Genomic DNA, 17,410 nt, shown 5'->3' with positions numbered 1-17,410 from the left:
TATCATTGACCGACTCAACGACCTCTACAGCGCTGAGGTCAGCGTTCGCCAACGGTATCGCCGACCGCATCGAACGTGACGAAGCGGTGATGGCCCAGGTGCGCAACCAAAGCGAAGGCCAGGTGATGCATGGCCTCTTTCCCAAGAAGGTCCCTGACGCCGTGCTCTACGACCTCAGCGACCATGAGAAGCAAAGCATGCCGTATCTGGGGGATGAAGAGACTGGGAGGCGGTTTGCGTTGTTGATACTGAAGTTGCTGGCGGGGAGGTCGAGCAATGGCTTGCAAGCTACATAAGAGGCCTATTATGGCTGATAACGAACCAAAGCTGGCTTTTAAGTGCCCGCTGTAGACGACTGCAATGAAGCGGGAGCGGTCGGGGACCCCACTGCAAACAGCCTAAGATTGTGATAACTAGGCATTAGTGGACGCCCACGCGGTGGTAACTGCCTAGCCCTCTTAGACTGAGTGCTGATCTCTTGCGAAGTCCAGGCGCATAATCTTCCACAATCTACCAGTCGGTTACTCGACTGATGGCTACTCAGGAATTTTTCAAGCTAGCTATGACACAATCACCCGAACTCGCCGGCGGCGAGGGTTTTACCTTTGAGGGCGATGCGGCTGCATTCTATCTCGCCGCGCTGCTCGCCGAGGCATATGCACCCGGCATCGATGACCGGATCGTTGTCTGCGTTTCGGTACAGCAGCGCGACTTCGGCGAACCGCTCGATGATGTGATCGTCGATTTTGAAGACACCACGAAGAACCCTGCTCGCTTGAGCCTCCAGGTAAAACGTTCGCTCACAATCAGCAAGGCGGAAACAAACTCCGATTTTCGTGACATCATTCGCGACAGCTGGGCTACTCTCAAAAAGCCTGGTTTTCGCATTAACGTCGACCGCTACGGGGCAGCAGTTGGCACCGTTAGCCCGGCCAAGGAACGAGCGCTCAAAACCCTTTGCGATTGGGCTCGTGAAAGCCTGACGGCCAACCATTTCGACGCTCGCTTTGAGGCGGGTGGCAATGCCAGCGCCGACATCATAGCGGTCAAGGATGACGTCGTAACACTGCTGGAAGAGACGAAGGGAGTACCGTGCACGAGTGATGAAGTGCATCAGTTCCTTGCTCACTTTGTACTCATTCAGTTCGACCTCCTTCGCGAAGGTGCCACTGATCCCCCTACTGCCATTAATCATATTCGAGGTTGTCTCGCACCCGGTGATGCATCCAAGGCTACACTTGTCTGGTCGCGGACCGTTCAGCTAGCTCGTGCATCAGCAGGGAAAGCAGGCCAATTTGATCGCGCGCGGCTTGTTCGATTGATCTCCTCTGTCGCACACCTTCGCGGCGCACCATCACTCAACCTCGACAAGTTCAGAGAACTGGCCGAGAGCTACGCGAACCTCATTCCGGACGATGTTGGCGGAACGAAGCTTGACCGAACCTCAGTCCTTGGGGACCTAGACGCCAAACTTTCCATAGCACGAGTGGTCCAGATCCGCGGCCTGCCAGGAAGTGGTAAATCAGTCTTGGTGAGGCGAGCGGTACAGCGCGAGTTGGAACACGGACCAGTCCTCTTCCTCAAAGCCGAACAGCTCGAAGGCACCAGTTGGATCAGCTACGCGATCTCGCAGGGTCTCTCTGGTGCTCCCCTGGAGCAACTTCTCGTGGAGATCGGAGCCGCCGGCACTCCCATTTTGTTCATTGATGCAATCGATCGCATCGAGAAGGAGCACCAGCCCATCATTCTCGACGTGATCCGCGCCATCGTGGAGTCACCGCTGCTCGATAACTGGCGCATTGTTGCCTCCCTTCGAGACACAGGCATTGAAGTGCTTCGCAACTGGTTGGGCGACTTCCTAAACGTCCTAACTGTCGAGACGCTTGGCGTTGGTCAGCTGACTGATGAAGAGGCCGAGACACTCGCAAAAGCCAAACCACACCTCAGGCCTCTTCTGTTTGGGTCAGCCCAGGTGCAGGAGATAGTCCGACGCCCCTTTTTTGCGAAGGTGCTAAACCAGAGTTATGTGGCTGACCCTAGTGTTCAGACATTCACTCCCCGATCTGAAGTCGATTTGATCGAGAATTGGTGGCGACGGGGCGGCTACAACGAGACCGGACAAAGCGCAATTGAACGTCAGCGCTTACTGCTCGATTTAGCTTCTCTTCGTGCCCGAAAGCTTAGCCATCCGATTCGTCTTAGCGAGCTCACCACGGTAGCACACATCGAGGACCTACGATCTGACGGCATACTCCAAAATGCTCGCGAGGGAATTTCTGTTCGCTTCGCTCACGATATCTTCTTCGAATGGGCTTTCTTCCATGTCCTGGCCGATCGTGGGGATCAATGGATGGAAGAGGTCAAGGCATGCGGAAGAGCCGCCGGCGGGGCACGTGTCGTCGAACTTCTCTCCCAATGGAGTACACGCAGGGAGAAGAGTGGCCAGAATACCTCGCCCAAACGGAAGGATCGGAACTCAGATCGCAATGGCTGCGCGCGTGGCTGGTCGGTCCACTAGGAACCGCAAAGTTCGAAGCAGATGAGAATCAGTTCGCGACGGCGGTCTTTGCCGACGACTTCCGACTGTTCAGAAAGACACTCGTCTGGGTTCCAAGCGGAGAAGACCTCCCCCAACGTGAATATCCTCGCTGGGAACCTCCCACAGGAGCAACGCCAACAGTTTGCTTATCTTCTCGGGTGGCCATCCGACTTCAGTGCGTGGGGTCGCCTCATTGACTTTATCCTTCGGCGCATTTCAGACATTCCACAGAGACTTTATCCGGAGATCGTCGCTATCTTCGAGGTTTGGCAGAACGCCCTAGCCGATCTTAGCAACCCAACGTCACGCGCTCTTCTCCAACAATGTGCTACCTGGCTCGCTGCCATCGACGCGATTAGTACCGCCGATGGGCCGGACGACAACTCAACGTACTGGGGGAAGGTGCCCAATCAGGGGACATTCCGGCAATCCCTAAGCCGGCTCCTCTTAAGAGCGTCGAGAGCCGAGCCAACCCTAGCGGCCGACTATTTGCAGCGCGTCACCGACTCGAAGAACATTCGTGACGATGCGTTTCATGACACCATTGCCTTCTCACCCACCCTTGCTCAATCGCTGCCTCATTCCCTCGTCGAGCTTTCCTTGGCTTTTCTACGAGAGGAGCTTCCAGCAGGCCAAGTCGCCCGAGAAGAACGGGAACGTCATGCCGCATCCGAGTGGCGCAAGGCTATACGGGCTAAACCGGAAGCCAAGCGCACGTCTCAAGAGCAAAGGGCGCTGTCCTGCGCAGTTCCCCTGAGAACTATCGACGATTTCAGCGACCACGACTGGAACAGATTATCGATCCGCGATGATTTTAAAAGCTTTTCACCCCCTTCGCCGCTTCGAGAGCCCTTTCACTCGCTTTTCCAATCTTCGCCGGAAGAGGCATTGCGGCTTCTTCGAGAGCTCTGCGATCACGCGATGAATGCGTGGCGACAGCTGCATCATTATTCACGAAGTCGTGATGGTACTCCCATACCGCTCGAACTGACCTTTCCCTGGGGAGCCAAAGGTTCTGGGGTACCGACCGGGAGTATCTTTGGTGTCGTTCGATGTGGGCACCTAGTGCCATTGGCTGCGGGTTTATGGCGCTTGAGGAATGGTGCTTTGCCGAGCTAGCGCGCAGCCGGCCCGTTGACGATCTGATCCAGATAATCGTCGAGGGTAACGAGTGCATCGCTATCTTGGGCGTCGCGTCGGTGATTGCGCTTCACACCGAGACAGTATCTGAAACGACGTTGCCACTCTTCACCTCGCAGCGCCTGTTGGCCGCAGATCACAACCGAATGGTGCAAGACCTCTCTCCGGCTGCTAGCCTAATCGGTTTCACGTCTCGCACCGACAGGCCTCACATTGAGGCGATCCAAGCAGCAAATGCCCGGCCGGTACGCAAGGCACAGCTTAGTGGGATGGTGCCAAGGTTCGTCTTTTCGACGGGGCCGATCCGCGACCGGGCTAGTGAAGCGATCCTTAATTTCAAGAACGATCTGCCCTATCAGTACGAAGAGCACCGCAACAATCCGAGGGCAAGGGAGCACCTCACAGCTCAGGCCCTCGAATATGCCGAACTGGCGGACCCGAAAAACTATCAGGCCTACCGCACCAAAGAGGATTCAGACCAGGTTGCGATTGTCCATGTGAGCCCTTCCGCCGCTAAGCCTGAAAATGTCGCTAGGGCAGAAGAGGCTGCTAAGCGGCTTAGGCAAACGGGCCTTTGGACGTGGGCGTCCAAGTCCTTCGAAGAGAAAACACTAAGCGACACCCACACGGTCGAGGGTGCCATCGCTTTGGCCAGGGAAGCGGACGCCAGCGACTTGTTCGAGCACTCGAACGAGGAAAACGAAGAAGAGCTCTTGGGTATACGTCGCGGCGCGGTCGCCGCTACCGCCGCCATCGCGCTCAACTTTCGAGACGGGCGCACTCAAGAAGACCTTGAGTGGGCTCGTGACGCCTTAAGGCGCGCGATCCAACTACCAGAAAAGCCAGATCGGATGTGGTCGCCTGGTGCCGTCATCCCGTGGCACCACGCGATCTTCGTGGCACGCGGCCTTGCCGCGGATCTCCGCGAAGGTACGGCGGCGCGCGGCGCGGCTCACGACCTCCTCGGGCTGATTGCGCACCCACTGGAAGTCGTTTCGTTGGCCACGCTCGAAGAAGCCTGCAAGCTTTGGTTCATGGATCCCAAGCTGACTTGGGCCTCGCTGGTCCTGGCATTATCGCTCTGCCACATACCACGGCGCCCGCGTGATCATTACCGTCAACAAAGTGAAGCACCCCACTCATCAAGTGAATTGCAAGCTGCGGTCGAGGCTGCGCTAGCCTTCTATGAGAACGGAAGCGGATGGGCCTCCCTTCCGCTACCACCTCCGGCATGGGTGAAGGTCGACCCCGAGAGTGGTCGGCGTTGGAATCGAGCTTACGAAGAATACGACGCAGATGATGCGGCTGACACGAATGAGATGTGGGGGGAACCGGATGTCCTCTGGCATTCAGACCAGGCTGAAAAAATACTTGAGCGAATCCCCTTCGACGAGATCCTGAGCAGTAACGCGAAGAGTGCGTTCCTCGATTTCTTCGCTGGCATCCTCGACTGGACCAATCAGAAGAATGCGCCGCCTTGGGTGAGAACCGGACGTCGAAATCGTTCGTCCACTCAAATTTTTGAGTGGACCCACACCCTAGGGTCAAGCCTAGGCCGGATAGCCGGTCTTCTCCCTCTTAGCGATTTTCAGACCCGCTTCCTCGATCCGATTCTTGCGCTTGAGGGAGATAATTGCTGGGCTCTCCTTTATCCATTATCGAGTACCTACGTCTGTTCCTACGTGTACGATGCGCCAGTCATTCCATCCGATGCAATCAACATACTTGAACTCTGTCTTGAACGACTTCTTCAGGACCCTGCCTTCAAGCGTGACGCCTATCGGAGTGGAAGATTCTCAGGCTTCGATCAACCCAGGCTTGTTAATACATTGATGTTTGTCTCAGTCGAACACGCGAGCTTAGCCGCTCGTTACGTGAATGGCGACTGGACTGAAATCAGCCGCATCCTGCCCCTTATCGATCGTTTTGTTCGTGCGGGCGGATGGGCTGCTTCCGTGATGGACCCATTCTTGACGCTCTGTGAGCGAGCTAAGGCCAACTACCCGGCCGAAGCCTTCGCTGACCAAGTACTCGCGATCACCGGCGACGGACCTGACAATCTAAAGGGGTGGCATGGAACGTTCATTCCAGCGCGCATCGCTGAGCTGGTGCAGCACTTCGCGCATCGTGATGCGCAGATGACGCCGGCTCTAGCTCAGAAATTTCTGCGCATCCTCGACATTCTGGTCGACATGGGCGACCGGCGAAGTGCGGCGCTTCAGCTTGGCGAGGTATTCCGCGAGATTCGTTTGCCTTCCTAGCCTGAGGATTGGTCTTAAAGGACATTTTAATTAGGACTGAAGGCGTGATAAACGTTGCACGAGGAATAAGTTTTTGGTCGGTAGCTTGTGGTCAATGTGGAAAATCTGAAGGTTAATGTATGAAAGCTGACTTTTCTTGTGTGTAGATTGCATGTCCGCTTCTGGCCGTAAGCGGTCAGCATGCCTCTGAGAAAAGCAATTTTGCGCCCCTCATAGGCATGCTGCTCGAGATAGGGGAACCCCCAAACGGTACACCACCGGTACACACACCAGCTTCCTGTGCTATCCTTGAATTTCGCTAACCTACTGATTCCAAAGAACTGTACCTTTCGCTCGATTACGGTTGGTTTTCCTTGTGTGTCAGTAACTTATTGCTTTAAAAGCGAACTCATAATTCCTCGGCTTGTGGGCTCTCTCTTGACCGGGCCAGGCATCGAATCGGTGATATAGCGCTTTCCCATCCGGCTCTCTGCTTCCTCTCCAGACATTGCCCACGTATGCGTCTGCCTACCCAATGGCAGCCACACGCAGCAAATAGCGTCTCCGCTGATCAATGCCAGACCAATTCTCTTTATTTCTCCGGAAGCCAATACCAACCCCACTCATGTGTCATTGGGGTACCGGTACCGACTTGGCTCCAGCCCTAACTTCTGCAGCCGATAGGCGAGCTTGGCGCGGGTGATGCCCAGGTCACGGGCGGCCTGGGAGACGTTGCCTTCGGCGTTGCCGAGTACGCGTTCGAGCATCTGCCTTTCCCGTTCGGTCACGGTGTCTTCGGCGTGGCTCGCGGTATGGGGTTGCGTAGGGCGGGATAGCGAGACCTCTTCGGGCTCGGCGGTCTCGAGATCGCCCGCGGCGTTGATTCTGAGCTTGGCGCCGGGGCTGGAGGAGAAGCCGGCATCCTCGAACAGATGAAAAGCGTCGATCGGCCCGCCGTCCAGGGCGTTGATCACCCCGCGCTCCACCAGGTTCTGCAGTTCGCGCACGTTGCCGGGGTAGTCGTAGGCGAGCAGGGCATCGGAGGCTTTACGCGTCAGCCCGGTGATCGATTTCCGGTAGCGCTCGGCGTAGTGGCGCGAGAAGTGCTCGACCAGCAGCGGAATATCGTCGCGCCGCTCCCGTAGTGGTGGCAGCCGGATCGGGAAGACGTTGAGACGGTAGTAGAGGTCCTCGCGGAAGCGCCCGGCCTGCACCTCCTGCAACAGATCCTTGTTGGCGGCGGCGACGATGCGCACGTCGACCCGGATCGGCTGGCTGCCACCGACCCGTTCGATCTCGCCATCCTGCAGCGTGCGCAGCAGCTTGCCCTGGGCTTCCAGGCTCAGCGAGGGGATCTCGTCGAGGAACAGGGTGCCACCGTCGGCGCGCTCGAAGCGCCCAGGGCGGCTGCGCTCGGCGCCGGTGAAGGCGCCTTTCTCCACGCCGAACAGCTCGGCTTCGATCAGCGTATCGGGGATCGCCGCGCAGTTGAGCGCGACGAAGGGACCTTCGGCCAGCAGGCTGCTGCGGTGCAGGGCGTTGGCGAAGAGGTCCTTGCCGACCCCCGATTCACCATTGAGCAGCACCGTGGCCGGCGTGGGGGCGACCCGCTCGATCTTCTGCAGGGCGATGCTGACCGCCGCGGAGACCCCCACGATCCGCTGAGCGTTGCTTGCATGAGGCTCGATGCCGGTGGCGTCGATGCCTGTGGCGCCGGCATTTGTGGCGTCGGTTTTGTTGGCGTCATGGCGTGGCGCAGACGTCGCGACGGGTTGCCGACGCGTGGTTCGCCCTTGTGCCGTGGCGGGGGAAAGCCGCTGGCGGTCGAGCTGCAGCCAGTCGAGATCGTCGTTCGCTTGCATGCGCTCGCTGGTGGTCTCGCCCACGATCCGGCAGTGCGCGGCGCCGCAGCCGGCGCATTCGAGTTCCCGGTAGATCACGCGCTTGCCATAGAAGGCGCTGGCATAGCCGCTGGCGTAGCCGAGCTGCATCCAGCACACCGGTTCCGCGGAGAGCCCGTGCGCCTTGAGATGCTCGGCGGCTTCGACGGAGTCGTGCCACAGGAACTCGGCATCGAAGGTGCCGTTGGGGATGTCATGGTCGCGGCGGATGGTCTCCACCTTCACCATGCCCATTACCGCATGTATGCGCTCACCCGCACTCAACACCCCGGCATCGTCGCTATCCGGCCAGTGCTTGCGTACGAAGGCGGCATCCGAGGCGCCGGCCGAGAAGCCGACGCGCATCAGCAGGTCGCGCGCCCCCGCGGGCCCCAGGGTTTCGATCAGCTCGCGCCGCAGGGCGCCGAAGGAGTGGGCGCCGAACAGCAGCATGCGGCGGGTATCGAACCAGATCCGGCCGTCGTTGGGCGTGAACCGCAGGCTCTCTGTCAGGTCGTGCAGTGTGGGTGGATCGCCGGCATGCAGAGCATCTTTTATAGATTTTGCTTGATCAGCTCTTTCCGTTATTTCCGAGAGGCGTAGCTTTCTGGGCATGAATTTACCCTACCAAAGTCGCAGAAAAAGAGCGTGATTTTCGCTTTTTATCTGTCAGTTTTTATAAAAATGATGAATTTTATCAATCTTAATAAAACACGATCTCTCTCACCGTTATCCATTGGTCTCCCGGCTGAATGATTTTTTGCTGGTTCGGCGGTGGCTTAGCCGCCTTGCTTAGACATAGGTCTACGCCGTTGCGCTGATGGCATGTGGCTTGCTCTGTATTGATGGGAAGCAGACCAATTCCATCCAAGAGGAGAAAGACCATGTCCAATGCACCGGCCAGTACGGCTTATCGCATCGTCGAAGTGCCAGAGCCGATGAAGGCAATGCAGGATCGATTCGGGCGCGAGGGGAGCTATGTCGGGCTCTCGGAAGCGGAGAGCCCCTGGGTTCCCTTTGGCGATAACGCCGCCATTCGCCATCTCGCGTTCGATGTTCGCAACAACGTCTACTGCAATATCCTGTGGATCAAGGGCCCGGGCGTGATCGGCACGCACCGTCACCGTGGCATGGTCTGGGCGGTGGGGATGGAGGGGACTTTCCGCTATCTGGAGTACGACTGGGTCTGCGGCCCCGGAGAGTTCATCACCGAAATGCCCGGCCAGGCGCATACCCTGGTGACCGATGAGCCGAACGGCATGAAGGCGCTGTTCTGGATGCAGGGCGCCAACGAGTTCTTCGACGAAAATGGGGAATGGCAGAAACCCTGGACGTTTTCTGGTTCATCAATCATTACGTGACCTACTGCGAAGCGCACGGCATTCCCATCAACGAACAGCTGTTTCTGTGAGGGAATGCCATGCGCTTTTTCGAACAGTTCAGCGTCGAGGGGCGTTCGGCGCTGGTCACAGGTGGCGCCTCGGGTCTGGGGCTGGCTTATGTCGAGGTGCTGGCGGAAAACGGTGCCAGCGTCACCCTGGCGGATATCGATATCGATGCCGCGGAGCGTGAAGCGGCGAGGCTGAGATCGCAGGGGTTCGCGGTGCAGGCGCAGGCCCTCGATGTGGCGGACCGAGCGCAAATGGCCCAGGCCTTCGAAGCACATGTCGACCGCCATGCGGGGCTGGATATCGTCTTTGCCAATGCGGGGATCGACCCCGGTGCCGGGTTCTGGAACCCGGGCGGCTGGCGCAACGAAGAGGGGCAGGTCGATACCCTCGATCCCGAGCGCTGGGATCGCACGATCGCGATCAATCTGACCGGGAACTTCAATACCTTGCGCCTGGCGGCGACCTACATGAAGCCCCAGCGCCGCGGTGCCATCGTCGTCACCTCGTCGAATGCCGCCATCATCACCGAGCCGGTGGTGGGGCTGCCCTATATGCCGGCCAAGGCCGGTGTCTCTCACATGGTGCGCCAACTGGCGCTGGAACTCGCCGAGTTCGGTATTCGCGTCAATACCATCGCACCGGGTGGCTTTGTCACCAATATCGGCGGTGGCTGGCTGAAAGATCCGGAGGTGCGCCGGAGCTGGGATGCCAAGGTGCCGCTGGGGCAGTTGGCGGAGCCCGAGCAGATCAAGGCGCTCGCGCTCTATCTGGCGTCGGATGCGTCCGCCTACATGACCGGGGCGCAACTGGTCATCGATGGTGGGACCTCGCTGGGGAGGGTCGGCTGATGCGTGCTGCCGTCTTCAACGAATTGCATCGGCCGCTGGAGATCCGGGAGCTACCCGACCCCACGCCGGGTGCTGATGAGGTCGTGGTCCAGGTAGAACGCTGCGGCATCTGCGGTTCTGACCTGCACATGACCGAAGATGCCGTGTTCGGCCTCTGCCCCGGCGATGTCCTGGGCCACGAGTACGCCGGCGAGATCGTCGCCTGCGGCAACGAGGTAACGACATTGCGCCCGGGGCAGCGGGTCTCGGTGATGCCGTTTCGTAGCTGCGGGCGCTGTCTCTCTTGCCTCTCCGGTGAGCCGGCCTGGTGTCAGCAGATGGTGCTTGAGGGTGGGGGGTATGGCGAATATGCGGCCACTGCGGCGCGCCAGTGCATACCGCTGCCCGAGGGCGTGAGCACGCGTGACGGGGCGATCGTCGAGCCACTGGCGGTGGCGCTCCACGGGGTCCGGCTCTCCGATCTACGCCCCGGTGACCGTGTGCTGATCATCGGCGCCGGCCCTATCGGCCTGGCGGTGGCGTTCTGGGCGCGCCGCTTCGGCGCCAGGCAGGTGGTGGTCCAGGATGTCGCCCGCTATCAAGAGGCGCGTGCCGGTGAGATGGGCGCTACCGGTTTCGTCTGTGCGCCGGATGAGCCGGTGGCCGCGGCCACACGCCAGCTCGGCGGCGAGGCGGATATCGTCTTCGAGTGTGCCGGCGTTCCCGGGCTGATTGCCCAGTCCATCGAACAGGTCAGGCCCCACGGCACCATCCTGCTTCTCGGCCTGTGCACCCGGCCGGATGCGTTCGTGCCCTTCGCCGCACTCTCGAAGGAGATACGCCTGCAGACCGCTGCCTTCTTCTCCCGACGCGAATACGAAAGTGCCCTGGATGTGCTCGATGCCGGCGCGGTAGAACCGCGCCATTTGATTACCGACATGGTGCCGCTCGCCAACGTGCCAGCGGTATTCGAGGCCCTCAAAAGCCGCACTCGCCAATGCAAGGTGCTCATCAGCCATGAACAACAACAACTCTGATGTAACAACCCATGCCACAGCCGACGTCACAACTGATTCCACAGCCGACGTGACACCCAATGCGCGCTGCAGTTCACGCTATCAGATCCTGCTGGTGGCACTGCTGAGTTTGAACTTCGGTATCGTCTTTTTCGACAGGAACGCGCTCAATTTCCTGATGCCTTTCGTCCAGCCCGAGCTCGGGCTATCGAATACGGAAATCGGCCTGACCGCTTCCGCGCTTTCGATCACCTGGGCCATTTCCGGGCTGATCTTCGGGGCGATGTCGGATCGCAGCGGAAGGCGCAAGATCTTTCTCGTGCTGGCCACGCTCATCTTTTCCCTCTGTTCCTTCCTGACCGGACTCGCCACCTCCTTTCTGCTGCTGCTCGGTGCGCGGCTGCTCATGGGGATCGCCGAAGGGCCCATCCTGCCGATCTCGCAGACGGTGACGGCGATAGAAGTCGCGCCCAAACGTCGCGGTGTGGCCATGGGGGTGATGCAGAACTTCGGCTCCAACCTGCTCGGCTCCTTCGCCGCGCCGGTGGTGCTGGTCGCTGTCGCCACGGCCTTCGGCTGGCGCGAGGCGTTCTTTCTCGCTGGCGTGCCCGGGCTGATCGCCGCCGGGCTGATCTGGTGGTTGATGCGCGAGCCCGGCACGGCATCGGTGCCGGCCACTGTGGCCGAACGGCCAGCGCCACGCCGGCCGAGTATCCGCGAGATGCTCGCCCACCGGAACATGCTGATTTGCTCGCTGATGGCGATCCTGTTGATCGGCTATCTGGTGGTCTGCTGGTCCTTCATGCCGATCTATCTCACCAGCGTACGCGGCTACTCGCCCCAGGAGATGGGCTGGCTGATGGGGGTGCTGGGGATATCGGCGGCGGTGGGGAGCTTCGTGGTCAGCGGGATTTCCGACCGGATCGGGCGTAAACCGGTGATGATCATCACGCCGTTCATGGGGCTGATTCTGACCCTGGGCGCGATGTACTTCCAGGGCAGTGCCTACATCCTCGCCATTCTGTTCTTCTTCGGCTGGTCGCTGAACGGCATCTTCCCGCTGTTCATGGCCATCGTCCCCTCCGAGACGGTAGACCCGCGCTATATCGCCACCGCCCTCGGGTTCGTCTGTGGCGTCGGTGAAGTGCTGGGTGGCGGCATCCTGCCCACGGTGGCCGGGGCAGCGGCGGATATCGCCGGGCATGCGGCGCCGCTGTGGCTGATGAGCGGCATCTGCGTTGTGGCTGGCTTTCTCGCCATGGGGCTCAAGGAGACGGCGCCGGTGGTGTTGGCCCGGCGGTCACAGGCTGCACTCGCCTAGGCATATCTGAAACTCGAGCCTTCTCTAAAACTCGGCTCCTGTTTGACAAGTCCTGCGCTTAGCGCAACTCAATCGATGATAAGGATAATAATAATGTCCTCACGTTATGCACGTCTTCACGCCAAACACCAGCTCGGCATCAGCAGTCGGCCCGCGTCGCTCTCCCGCATGATGACGCTGGCCAAGCCGATGCTTTCGGCAGCCGTGATCATGGCTTTCTCGCTCAACGCCTGGGCTCAGGCGTCAGAGGTCTCGGCGCGGCTCGACGATAATCAGAAGGCGCCGCGTTATACCCAGGGAAAGCCCCTTTTCGCTGGTATGGGCAGCGGGCTGGAAGCTGCCGGCATCACGCCGCACCTCTCGCTTTGGTCGCTGTGGGTCGGTAACCCGTCGACCGGCCCCAGGCAGGGGAGCCACGCCATCACCAACGATATCTTCGCGGGCGCTGACTTCGACCTGCAGAAGATGCTGAACATTCCCGATGCGACCTTCCATCTGGAATATACCTTCTTCCCCGGCAACCATAACGTCGGGCAGCCGACGCCGCCTGCCTATGCGGGGGCAGCGGGGAGCTATTTTGGTGGCTCGCCGGCGCGCAACGATATTTCCAGCGGCTATCTATCCGAATTCTCTTATGAGCAGAACTATTTCGGCGGGCGCTTGAAAGCGGTGCTGGGGCGTACCAACGCCCGGCGCTATTTCTTCGAGAACAACTGCTCCAGTGTCGTGGCCTGCAACGACCCCATCTGGGACTTCGCCACCGGCTCGCTGCCGCCACCGTACGCCTCGTGGGGCGCCTTCGGGCAGCTTCAGCTCGGCAACCACAAGAGCCTGAAGCTGGGTGTGTTCGAATCCGACCCGCAGCAGTATCTGGACAAGGGGCACGGCTTCGACTGGAACCCTTCGGATTCAGCCGGGGAGAGCATTCTGGCTGCGATAGGGCATGAGACGACCTTCTCGGATGAGGCTTATCCCGGCCGCTACGAGCTGATCGGCTTCTACAACACCAGTGATCAGTACGACCCGCGCAGCGGTGAGCGCGATGGCAGTGGCACCGCTGGTGCCATGTTCAAGTTCCGCCAGGCGGTCTGGCGTCCGGACGGCGGCAGGGGCGGCATCGCAGACCCCCAGGCGCTGCTGGTGTTCGGCTCGGTAGAGGCGGCACCCGGTGACAACCAACCCTATCAGGCGTTCATCGAGACCGGGCTCACCTACTTGAAGCCCTTCGATAGAGCCGCCGACATGGCCAACATCAAGGCGAGCTACGCCCGCCTGGGCAGCCGCCAGATCGAGGCGCAGCGCGAGGCCCGCGTGGCCAATGGCGGCACTGCCGAGCGGGGTTCCCGAGACGTGTTCCGCATCGAGACGAATTACCATCTCGGCCTGCCGGCATACATGTTCCTGGAGCCGTCGGTGCAGTACAATCAACCCCAGCAACTTCTTCAATCCGGCAGCACCACGTCTCAGATGACGGGTTCGTCGTGGCGCTGCAGTTTCGGCATCGATCTGGGCAAGGCCATGGGGCTGAGCGCAGCCGATGAGCCACGACAGGTGCTGGGCCGGCATGCCGTCTATCGATAGTCCGGCGGCGGTCGGCCCGGCGCTTTCATGGCGCCAGCGGAGGTGGCGCTTTAGAGCTCGCCCCTCAGCGCCCATAGTTCCGGGAAGAATTTGAGCGCCAGCGCTTTCTCCAGATAGGCCACCCCCGAGGTGCCGCCAGTACCACTGCGCTGGCCGATGATGCGCTCAACCGTCTTCATGTGGCTGAAACGCCATTTGTGGAAGTTGTACTCGGTATCGATCAGCTTCTCGGCGAGTTCGTAGAGATCCCAGTAGCGATCGGGATGGCGATAGATGGTCGACCAGGCGGTTTCGACCTCGGGTGAGGGGGTGTAAGGCGTCGACCAGTCGCGCTGCAGGGTCGCCTCGGGGAGCTCGAAGCCGCGCCGTGCCAGCAGTTGCAGGCAGACATCGTAGAGGCTGGGGGTGTCGAGCACCTCGTGCAACCGCTGATAGTGGGCCGGGTGGCGGCGGTGGGCTTCGGCCAGGCGCGGGTGCTTGTTGCCGAGCAGAAACTCCAGCTCGCGGTACTGATACGACTGAAAGCCCGAACTCTGGCCGAGACTGTCGCGGAAGGCGAGGTAGTCGGAAGGTGTCATGGTCGCGAGCACCTCCCAGGCATTGATCATCTGCGCCTGGATGCGCGCGACCCGGGTGAGCATCTTGAACGCCGGGCGCAGCTCGTCGGCGCTGATCGCCCGCGCCGCTGCGTGCGCCTCGTGCAGACACTGCTTCAGCCATAGCTCCGAGACCTGATGGATGATCACGAACAGCATCTCGTCGTGCTGATCGCTGATTGGGTTCTGGCAGGCGAGCAGCGGCGCCAGGTCCAGGTACTCGCCGTAGCTCATGGTCTGGTCCCAGTGCACTTGCTGCTCGTTGCCCAGGTCGAGGGTACTGCGCTTGTTCGGGGTCGGATTGTCGTCATGCATTTGGCTTACCCCCTGGTCGTGCGTTGTTGTCGAATGCTGTCATCGACCGTTGTCATCAAATGCGGTTGGTGGATGTCGCTAGCGAGCGTGTCGGCCCGGTTCGAGCTTCAGTGTTTCGTCGGCGTGCTCGAGAATGTCGAAATGGTCGTACCCCGGCATCAGGGTGACCGTCACCGGCACGCCGTCGCGTTCGGCCTGGGCCGCGAGTGCTTCGCCCTGGCGCTGAAACACCGGCGGGTCCTGCTCACCGTGGACCAGATCCAGGTGAGGCAGGCCGGTCAGCGGTAGGCACAAGGGGCTCAGGCGCTCGGCGCGGGCTTCGTCCAGGTCGAGAGGCTCAGCGATGGAGGTACCGAGCAGCGGGCGCAGGTCGTAGACGCCGCTGATCAGCCACAGCGCTTCGATCGCCTTCGGGCACTTCGCGGCGAGGCAGCTCATCAGCGCCAGATGCGCCCCGGCGCTGTGGCCGCCGAGGCGTATGCGGCCACTCAAGCCGAGTGCTTCGCACTGGTCGAGCAGATAGCGCACACCGTTGGTGCTCTCGGCGATCAGGGTCTCCAGCGTGGCTGCGGGGGCCAGCGGGTAGTTCAGCGAGGCGAAGGCCCAACCGCGCGTCAGCCAGCTCTTGGCCATGAAGTCGGTGGCGCTGGCGTCCAGTGCCTTCCAATAGCCGCCGTGGAGAAAGATCATCAGCGGCCAGGGGCCGTCGCCCGCCGGCCGGTGCAGATGTAGCCAGGCGTAGTCCGCATCGCCATAGGTGAGTCGTTGCGGCGGATTCGCTGCGCGCAGCGTGCGGCCCAGCTCGGCCTGATGGGCCAGGGTGCCTTCGGCATCCCGCGCCCAGCGCCGCGGCGTGGGCGTATTCGCGGTCTTCGAGACTTTGGGGCGCTTGCATCAGGTCACCTCCGTGCGGGTCTGAAAATGCGGATCGCGGTACTCGGCGCTCTCCATTACCTTGCGGAACTCGTCAGCGGCGTGCCAGACATCGACATGGCTGAGGTAGAGCGGGGTGAAGCCGAAGCGCATCAGCCCCGGTTCGCGGTAGTCGCCGATCACGCCACGCGAGATCAGCGCCTGGACGATGGCGTAGCCGTGCTCGCGCTGGACTAGACCGACCTGGCTGCCGCGCTGCGCCGGGGGCGGGGTGATGTCCTCGATGCCGTGCGTCTCGAACAGGTCGGTAAGGCAGGCGCGGAAGAGATCGGCCAGCGCCAGGCTCTTGGCGCGCAGTGCGGCCATATCCACCTGCTGCCACAGCCGCAGTGAGGCTTCGAGCGGGGCGTAGGCCAGTGCCGAATGGGTGCCGGTACGGAAGCGCGTCATCCCGTCGGCTGGGGCATAGTCGGCGTCGAAGGCGAAGGGGTGGGCATGACCATGCCAGCCGGAGAGCGGCTGCCAGCCTGCCTGCTGGGCATCGCGACGGACATACAGAAAGCCGGGTGCCCCCGGGCCGCCGCGTTGAGGTATTTGTAGGTGCAGCCAACCGCGTAGCGGACTTCGCTGCCGGCGAGATCGACCGCCAGCGCGCCCGCCGAGTGGGCCAGATCCCAGATCACTTCCGCACCACTGGCATGAACACGGCGAGTGGTCTCGGCCATGTCGCGCAGTTGGCCGGTGCGATAGTTGACCTGGCTCAATACCACGACGGCCACCTGCGCATCCAGGTGCGCCTCCAGCGGCGCGCCCTCGGGCAGGAAGCAATGCGTGAAACCGGCGCTACGGCAGAAGCCTTCGGCGATATAGCCGTCGGCGGGGAAGTTGCCACCCTCGCTGAGGATGACCGTTCGGGCTCGACCCTGGCGCTCGGTGATATAGCCGAGCAGCTTGAACAGGTTGAGGGTGATGCTGTCGCTGACCAGCACCTCTCCCGCGCGGGCGCCGATCAGCGGTGCCAGCAGGTCGCCGAGGCGCTCGGGGGCATCGAACCAGCCCTGGTTCCAGCCGCCGACCAGCGCATCGCGCCACTGATCCCGTGTAGCATCCAGCGCCTCGCGGGCGGCCCGCGGCTGTGCCCCCAGCGAGTTGCCATCCAGATAGAGCACACCCTCGGGTAGGGCGAAGTGAGCCTTGAAGTCCGCGAGCGGATCTTGGCTATCCAGGTCGCTGGCATCGGTGAGCGTCGGGCGCATCGGCATCTCCAGTCATGTTGAAGAGAGTTCATGCCGTAGCGTAAGCCGATCAGGCCGCTGCGTGTTTGTGTTATTTTGCGTATTGTCGGTAATAAATGAAAAATAAATGCATTAAATGGGGTTATGTGCAAAATGGAAGCGCTAGATGCCTTCGATCGTCGTCTGCTTCACGCCATGCAGCGTTCACCGCGTCAGACGCTGACCGAGCTGGCCGAGCGCGTGAATCTCTCGCCCAGCCAGTGCTCGCGGCGGATCGCTCGGCTCGAGGCGAGGGGGATCATCCAAGGGTACGCGTTGCGTCTGGCTCCCGAGGCGCTGGGGCTCATGGTGACCGCTTTCATTACGGTGTCGGTGGAGAAAGCGCGGCTGGGGTCGCCGCGGGAAACGATCGCCGCGTTACTGGCCTGCGACGAGGTGATCGACTGTCACTCGACC

Annotated in this window: 13 protein-coding genes and 1 pseudogene; 9 read left to right on the top strand and 5 right to left on the bottom strand. The window is 60.9% G+C overall.

The window, feature by feature from the left end; translation table 11 throughout:
• The first annotated feature begins 5 nt into the window (after positions 1 to 5).
• The 3 genes from CN538_RS01255 to CN538_RS20630 all read left to right on the top strand — a co-directional run bounded on the left by CN538_RS01255 (position 6) and on the right by CN538_RS20630 (position 5,940).
• Entirely contained in the window at positions 6 to 296 is a 291-nt protein-coding gene (locus tag CN538_RS01255; RefSeq protein ID WP_106418296.1) for a hypothetical protein, read from the top strand.
• A gap of 236 nt (positions 297 to 532) precedes the next feature.
• The gene (locus CN538_RS20635; protein ID WP_207233581.1) at positions 533 to 2,518 is read left to right on the top strand and encodes an NACHT domain-containing protein; all 1,986 of its coding nucleotides are present in this window, start codon (positions 533 to 535) and stop codon (positions 2,516 to 2,518) included.
• Between the two features lie 1,106 nt (positions 2,519 to 3,624).
• Positions 3,625 to 5,940 carry a hypothetical protein gene (locus CN538_RS20630; RefSeq protein ID WP_207233580.1) on the top strand — a complete coding sequence of 772 codons (2,316 nt, stop codon included), beginning with the start codon at positions 3,625 to 3,627 and terminating at the stop codon, positions 5,938 to 5,940.
• A 602-nt stretch (positions 5,941 to 6,542) separates the two neighbouring features.
• Here CN538_RS20630 and CN538_RS01245 read toward each other — a convergent pair.
• Positions 6,543 to 8,414, bottom strand: a complete 1,872-nt coding sequence (locus tag CN538_RS01245) for a sigma-54-dependent Fis family transcriptional regulator (RefSeq protein ID WP_106418295.1) — start codon at positions 8,412 to 8,414, stop codon at positions 6,543 to 6,545.
• Between the two features lie 269 nt (positions 8,415 to 8,683).
• On the opposite strand from CN538_RS01245, the gene CN538_RS01240 reads away from it, so the two are divergent.
• From CN538_RS01240 to CN538_RS01220, 5 genes are all read left to right on the top strand, one after another.
• A complete protein-coding gene (locus tag CN538_RS01240; RefSeq protein ID WP_207233579.1) occupies positions 8,684 to 9,160 on the top strand; it encodes a 2,4'-dihydroxyacetophenone dioxygenase family protein in 477 nt (158 codons plus the stop codon).
• Between the two features lie 59 nt (positions 9,161 to 9,219).
• Positions 9,220 to 10,038 carry an SDR family NAD(P)-dependent oxidoreductase gene (locus CN538_RS01235; protein ID WP_106418294.1) on the top strand — a complete coding sequence of 273 codons (819 nt, stop codon included), beginning with the start codon at positions 9,220 to 9,222 and terminating at the stop codon, positions 10,036 to 10,038.
• Positions 10,038 to 11,054: an alcohol dehydrogenase catalytic domain-containing protein gene (locus tag CN538_RS01230; protein ID WP_106418293.1), complete on the top strand. Its 1,017-nt coding sequence runs from the start codon at positions 10,038 to 10,040 to the stop codon at positions 11,052 to 11,054. The genes CN538_RS01235 and CN538_RS01230 overlap by 1 nt, the downstream gene beginning before the upstream one ends.
• The gene (locus CN538_RS01225; protein WP_106418292.1) at positions 11,035 to 12,354 is read left to right on the top strand and encodes an MFS transporter; all 1,320 of its coding nucleotides are present in this window, start codon (positions 11,035 to 11,037) and stop codon (positions 12,352 to 12,354) included. The genes CN538_RS01230 and CN538_RS01225 overlap by 20 nt, the downstream gene beginning before the upstream one ends.
• A gap of 168 nt (positions 12,355 to 12,522) precedes the next feature.
• The gene (locus CN538_RS01220) at positions 12,523 to 13,935 is read left to right on the top strand and encodes a carbohydrate porin (protein ID WP_164999469.1); all 1,413 of its coding nucleotides are present in this window, start codon (positions 12,523 to 12,525) and stop codon (positions 13,933 to 13,935) included.
• A 50-nt stretch (positions 13,936 to 13,985) separates the two neighbouring features.
• Here the strand turns inward: CN538_RS01220 and kynA are convergent, their stop codons facing one another.
• The 4 genes from kynA to CN538_RS01205 form a co-directional block, all read right to left on the bottom strand.
• Positions 13,986 to 14,846 (bottom strand): tryptophan 2,3-dioxygenase, encoded by an 861-nt coding sequence (gene kynA / locus CN538_RS01215; RefSeq protein WP_106418290.1) that lies wholly within the window; start codon positions 14,844 to 14,846, stop codon positions 13,986 to 13,988.
• Between the two features lie 78 nt (positions 14,847 to 14,924).
• On the bottom strand, positions 14,925 to 15,572 hold the full coding sequence (locus CN538_RS01210) for an alpha/beta hydrolase (RefSeq protein WP_340638364.1): 648 nt from the start codon (positions 15,570 to 15,572) through the stop codon (positions 14,925 to 14,927).
• Between the two features lie 168 nt (positions 15,573 to 15,740).
• Positions 15,741 to 16,169 carry a kynureninase/PvdN C-terminal domain-containing protein gene (locus CN538_RS21600; protein ID WP_242495456.1) on the bottom strand — a complete coding sequence of 143 codons (429 nt, stop codon included), beginning with the start codon at positions 16,167 to 16,169 and terminating at the stop codon, positions 15,741 to 15,743.
• The gene (locus CN538_RS01205) at positions 16,166 to 16,975 is read right to left on the bottom strand and encodes a hypothetical protein (RefSeq protein WP_242495455.1); all 810 of its coding nucleotides are present in this window, start codon (positions 16,973 to 16,975) and stop codon (positions 16,166 to 16,168) included. The genes CN538_RS21600 and CN538_RS01205 overlap by 4 nt, the downstream gene beginning before the upstream one ends.
• 123 nt (positions 16,976 to 17,098) lie before the next feature.
• Between CN538_RS01205 and CN538_RS26620 the strand changes: the two are divergent.
• Positions 17,099 to 17,248: pseudogene (locus tag CN538_RS26620) on the top strand (Lrp/AsnC family transcriptional regulator); the annotation flags it as partial.
• Positions 17,249 to 17,410: the final 162 nt, after the last annotated feature.

The sequence above is a fragment of the Salinicola tamaricis genome, assembly GCF_003006155.1.
In the GTDB taxonomy this organism is placed as follows: Bacteria; Pseudomonadota; Gammaproteobacteria; order Pseudomonadales; family Halomonadaceae; genus Salinicola; species Salinicola tamaricis.
The sequence above is the reverse complement of the archived record's forward strand: the minus strand, read 5'-3'. Positions and strand labels throughout refer to the sequence as shown.

Coding starts and splice junctions, on each gene's coding strand:
- CN538_RS20635 (WP_207233581.1), top strand. CDS start 533: ATGGCTACTCAGGAATTTTTCAAGCTAGCTATGACACAATCACCCGAA.
- CN538_RS20630 (WP_207233580.1), top strand. CDS start 3,625: ATGGCGCTTGAGGAATGGTGCTTTGCCGAGCTAGCGCGCAGCCGGCCC.
- CN538_RS01245 (WP_106418295.1), bottom strand. CDS start 8,414: ATGCCCAGAAAGCTACGCCTCTCGGAAATAACGGAAAGAGCTGATCAA.
- CN538_RS01240 (WP_207233579.1), top strand. CDS start 8,684: ATGTCCAATGCACCGGCCAGTACGGCTTATCGCATCGTCGAAGTGCCA.
- CN538_RS01235 (WP_106418294.1), top strand. CDS start 9,220: ATGCGCTTTTTCGAACAGTTCAGCGTCGAGGGGCGTTCGGCGCTGGTC.
- CN538_RS01230 (WP_106418293.1), top strand. CDS start 10,038: ATGCGTGCTGCCGTCTTCAACGAATTGCATCGGCCGCTGGAGATCCGG.
- CN538_RS01225 (WP_106418292.1), top strand. CDS start 11,035: ATGAACAACAACAACTCTGATGTAACAACCCATGCCACAGCCGACGTC.
- CN538_RS01220 (WP_164999469.1), top strand. CDS start 12,523: ATGATGACGCTGGCCAAGCCGATGCTTTCGGCAGCCGTGATCATGGCT.
- kynA (WP_106418290.1), bottom strand. CDS start 14,846: ATGCATGACGACAATCCGACCCCGAACAAGCGCAGTACCCTCGACCTG.
- CN538_RS21600 (WP_242495456.1), bottom strand. CDS start 16,169: ATGACGCGCTTCCGTACCGGCACCCATTCGGCACTGGCCTACGCCCCG.
- CN538_RS01205 (WP_242495455.1), bottom strand. CDS start 16,975: ATGCGCCCGACGCTCACCGATGCCAGCGACCTGGATAGCCAAGATCCG.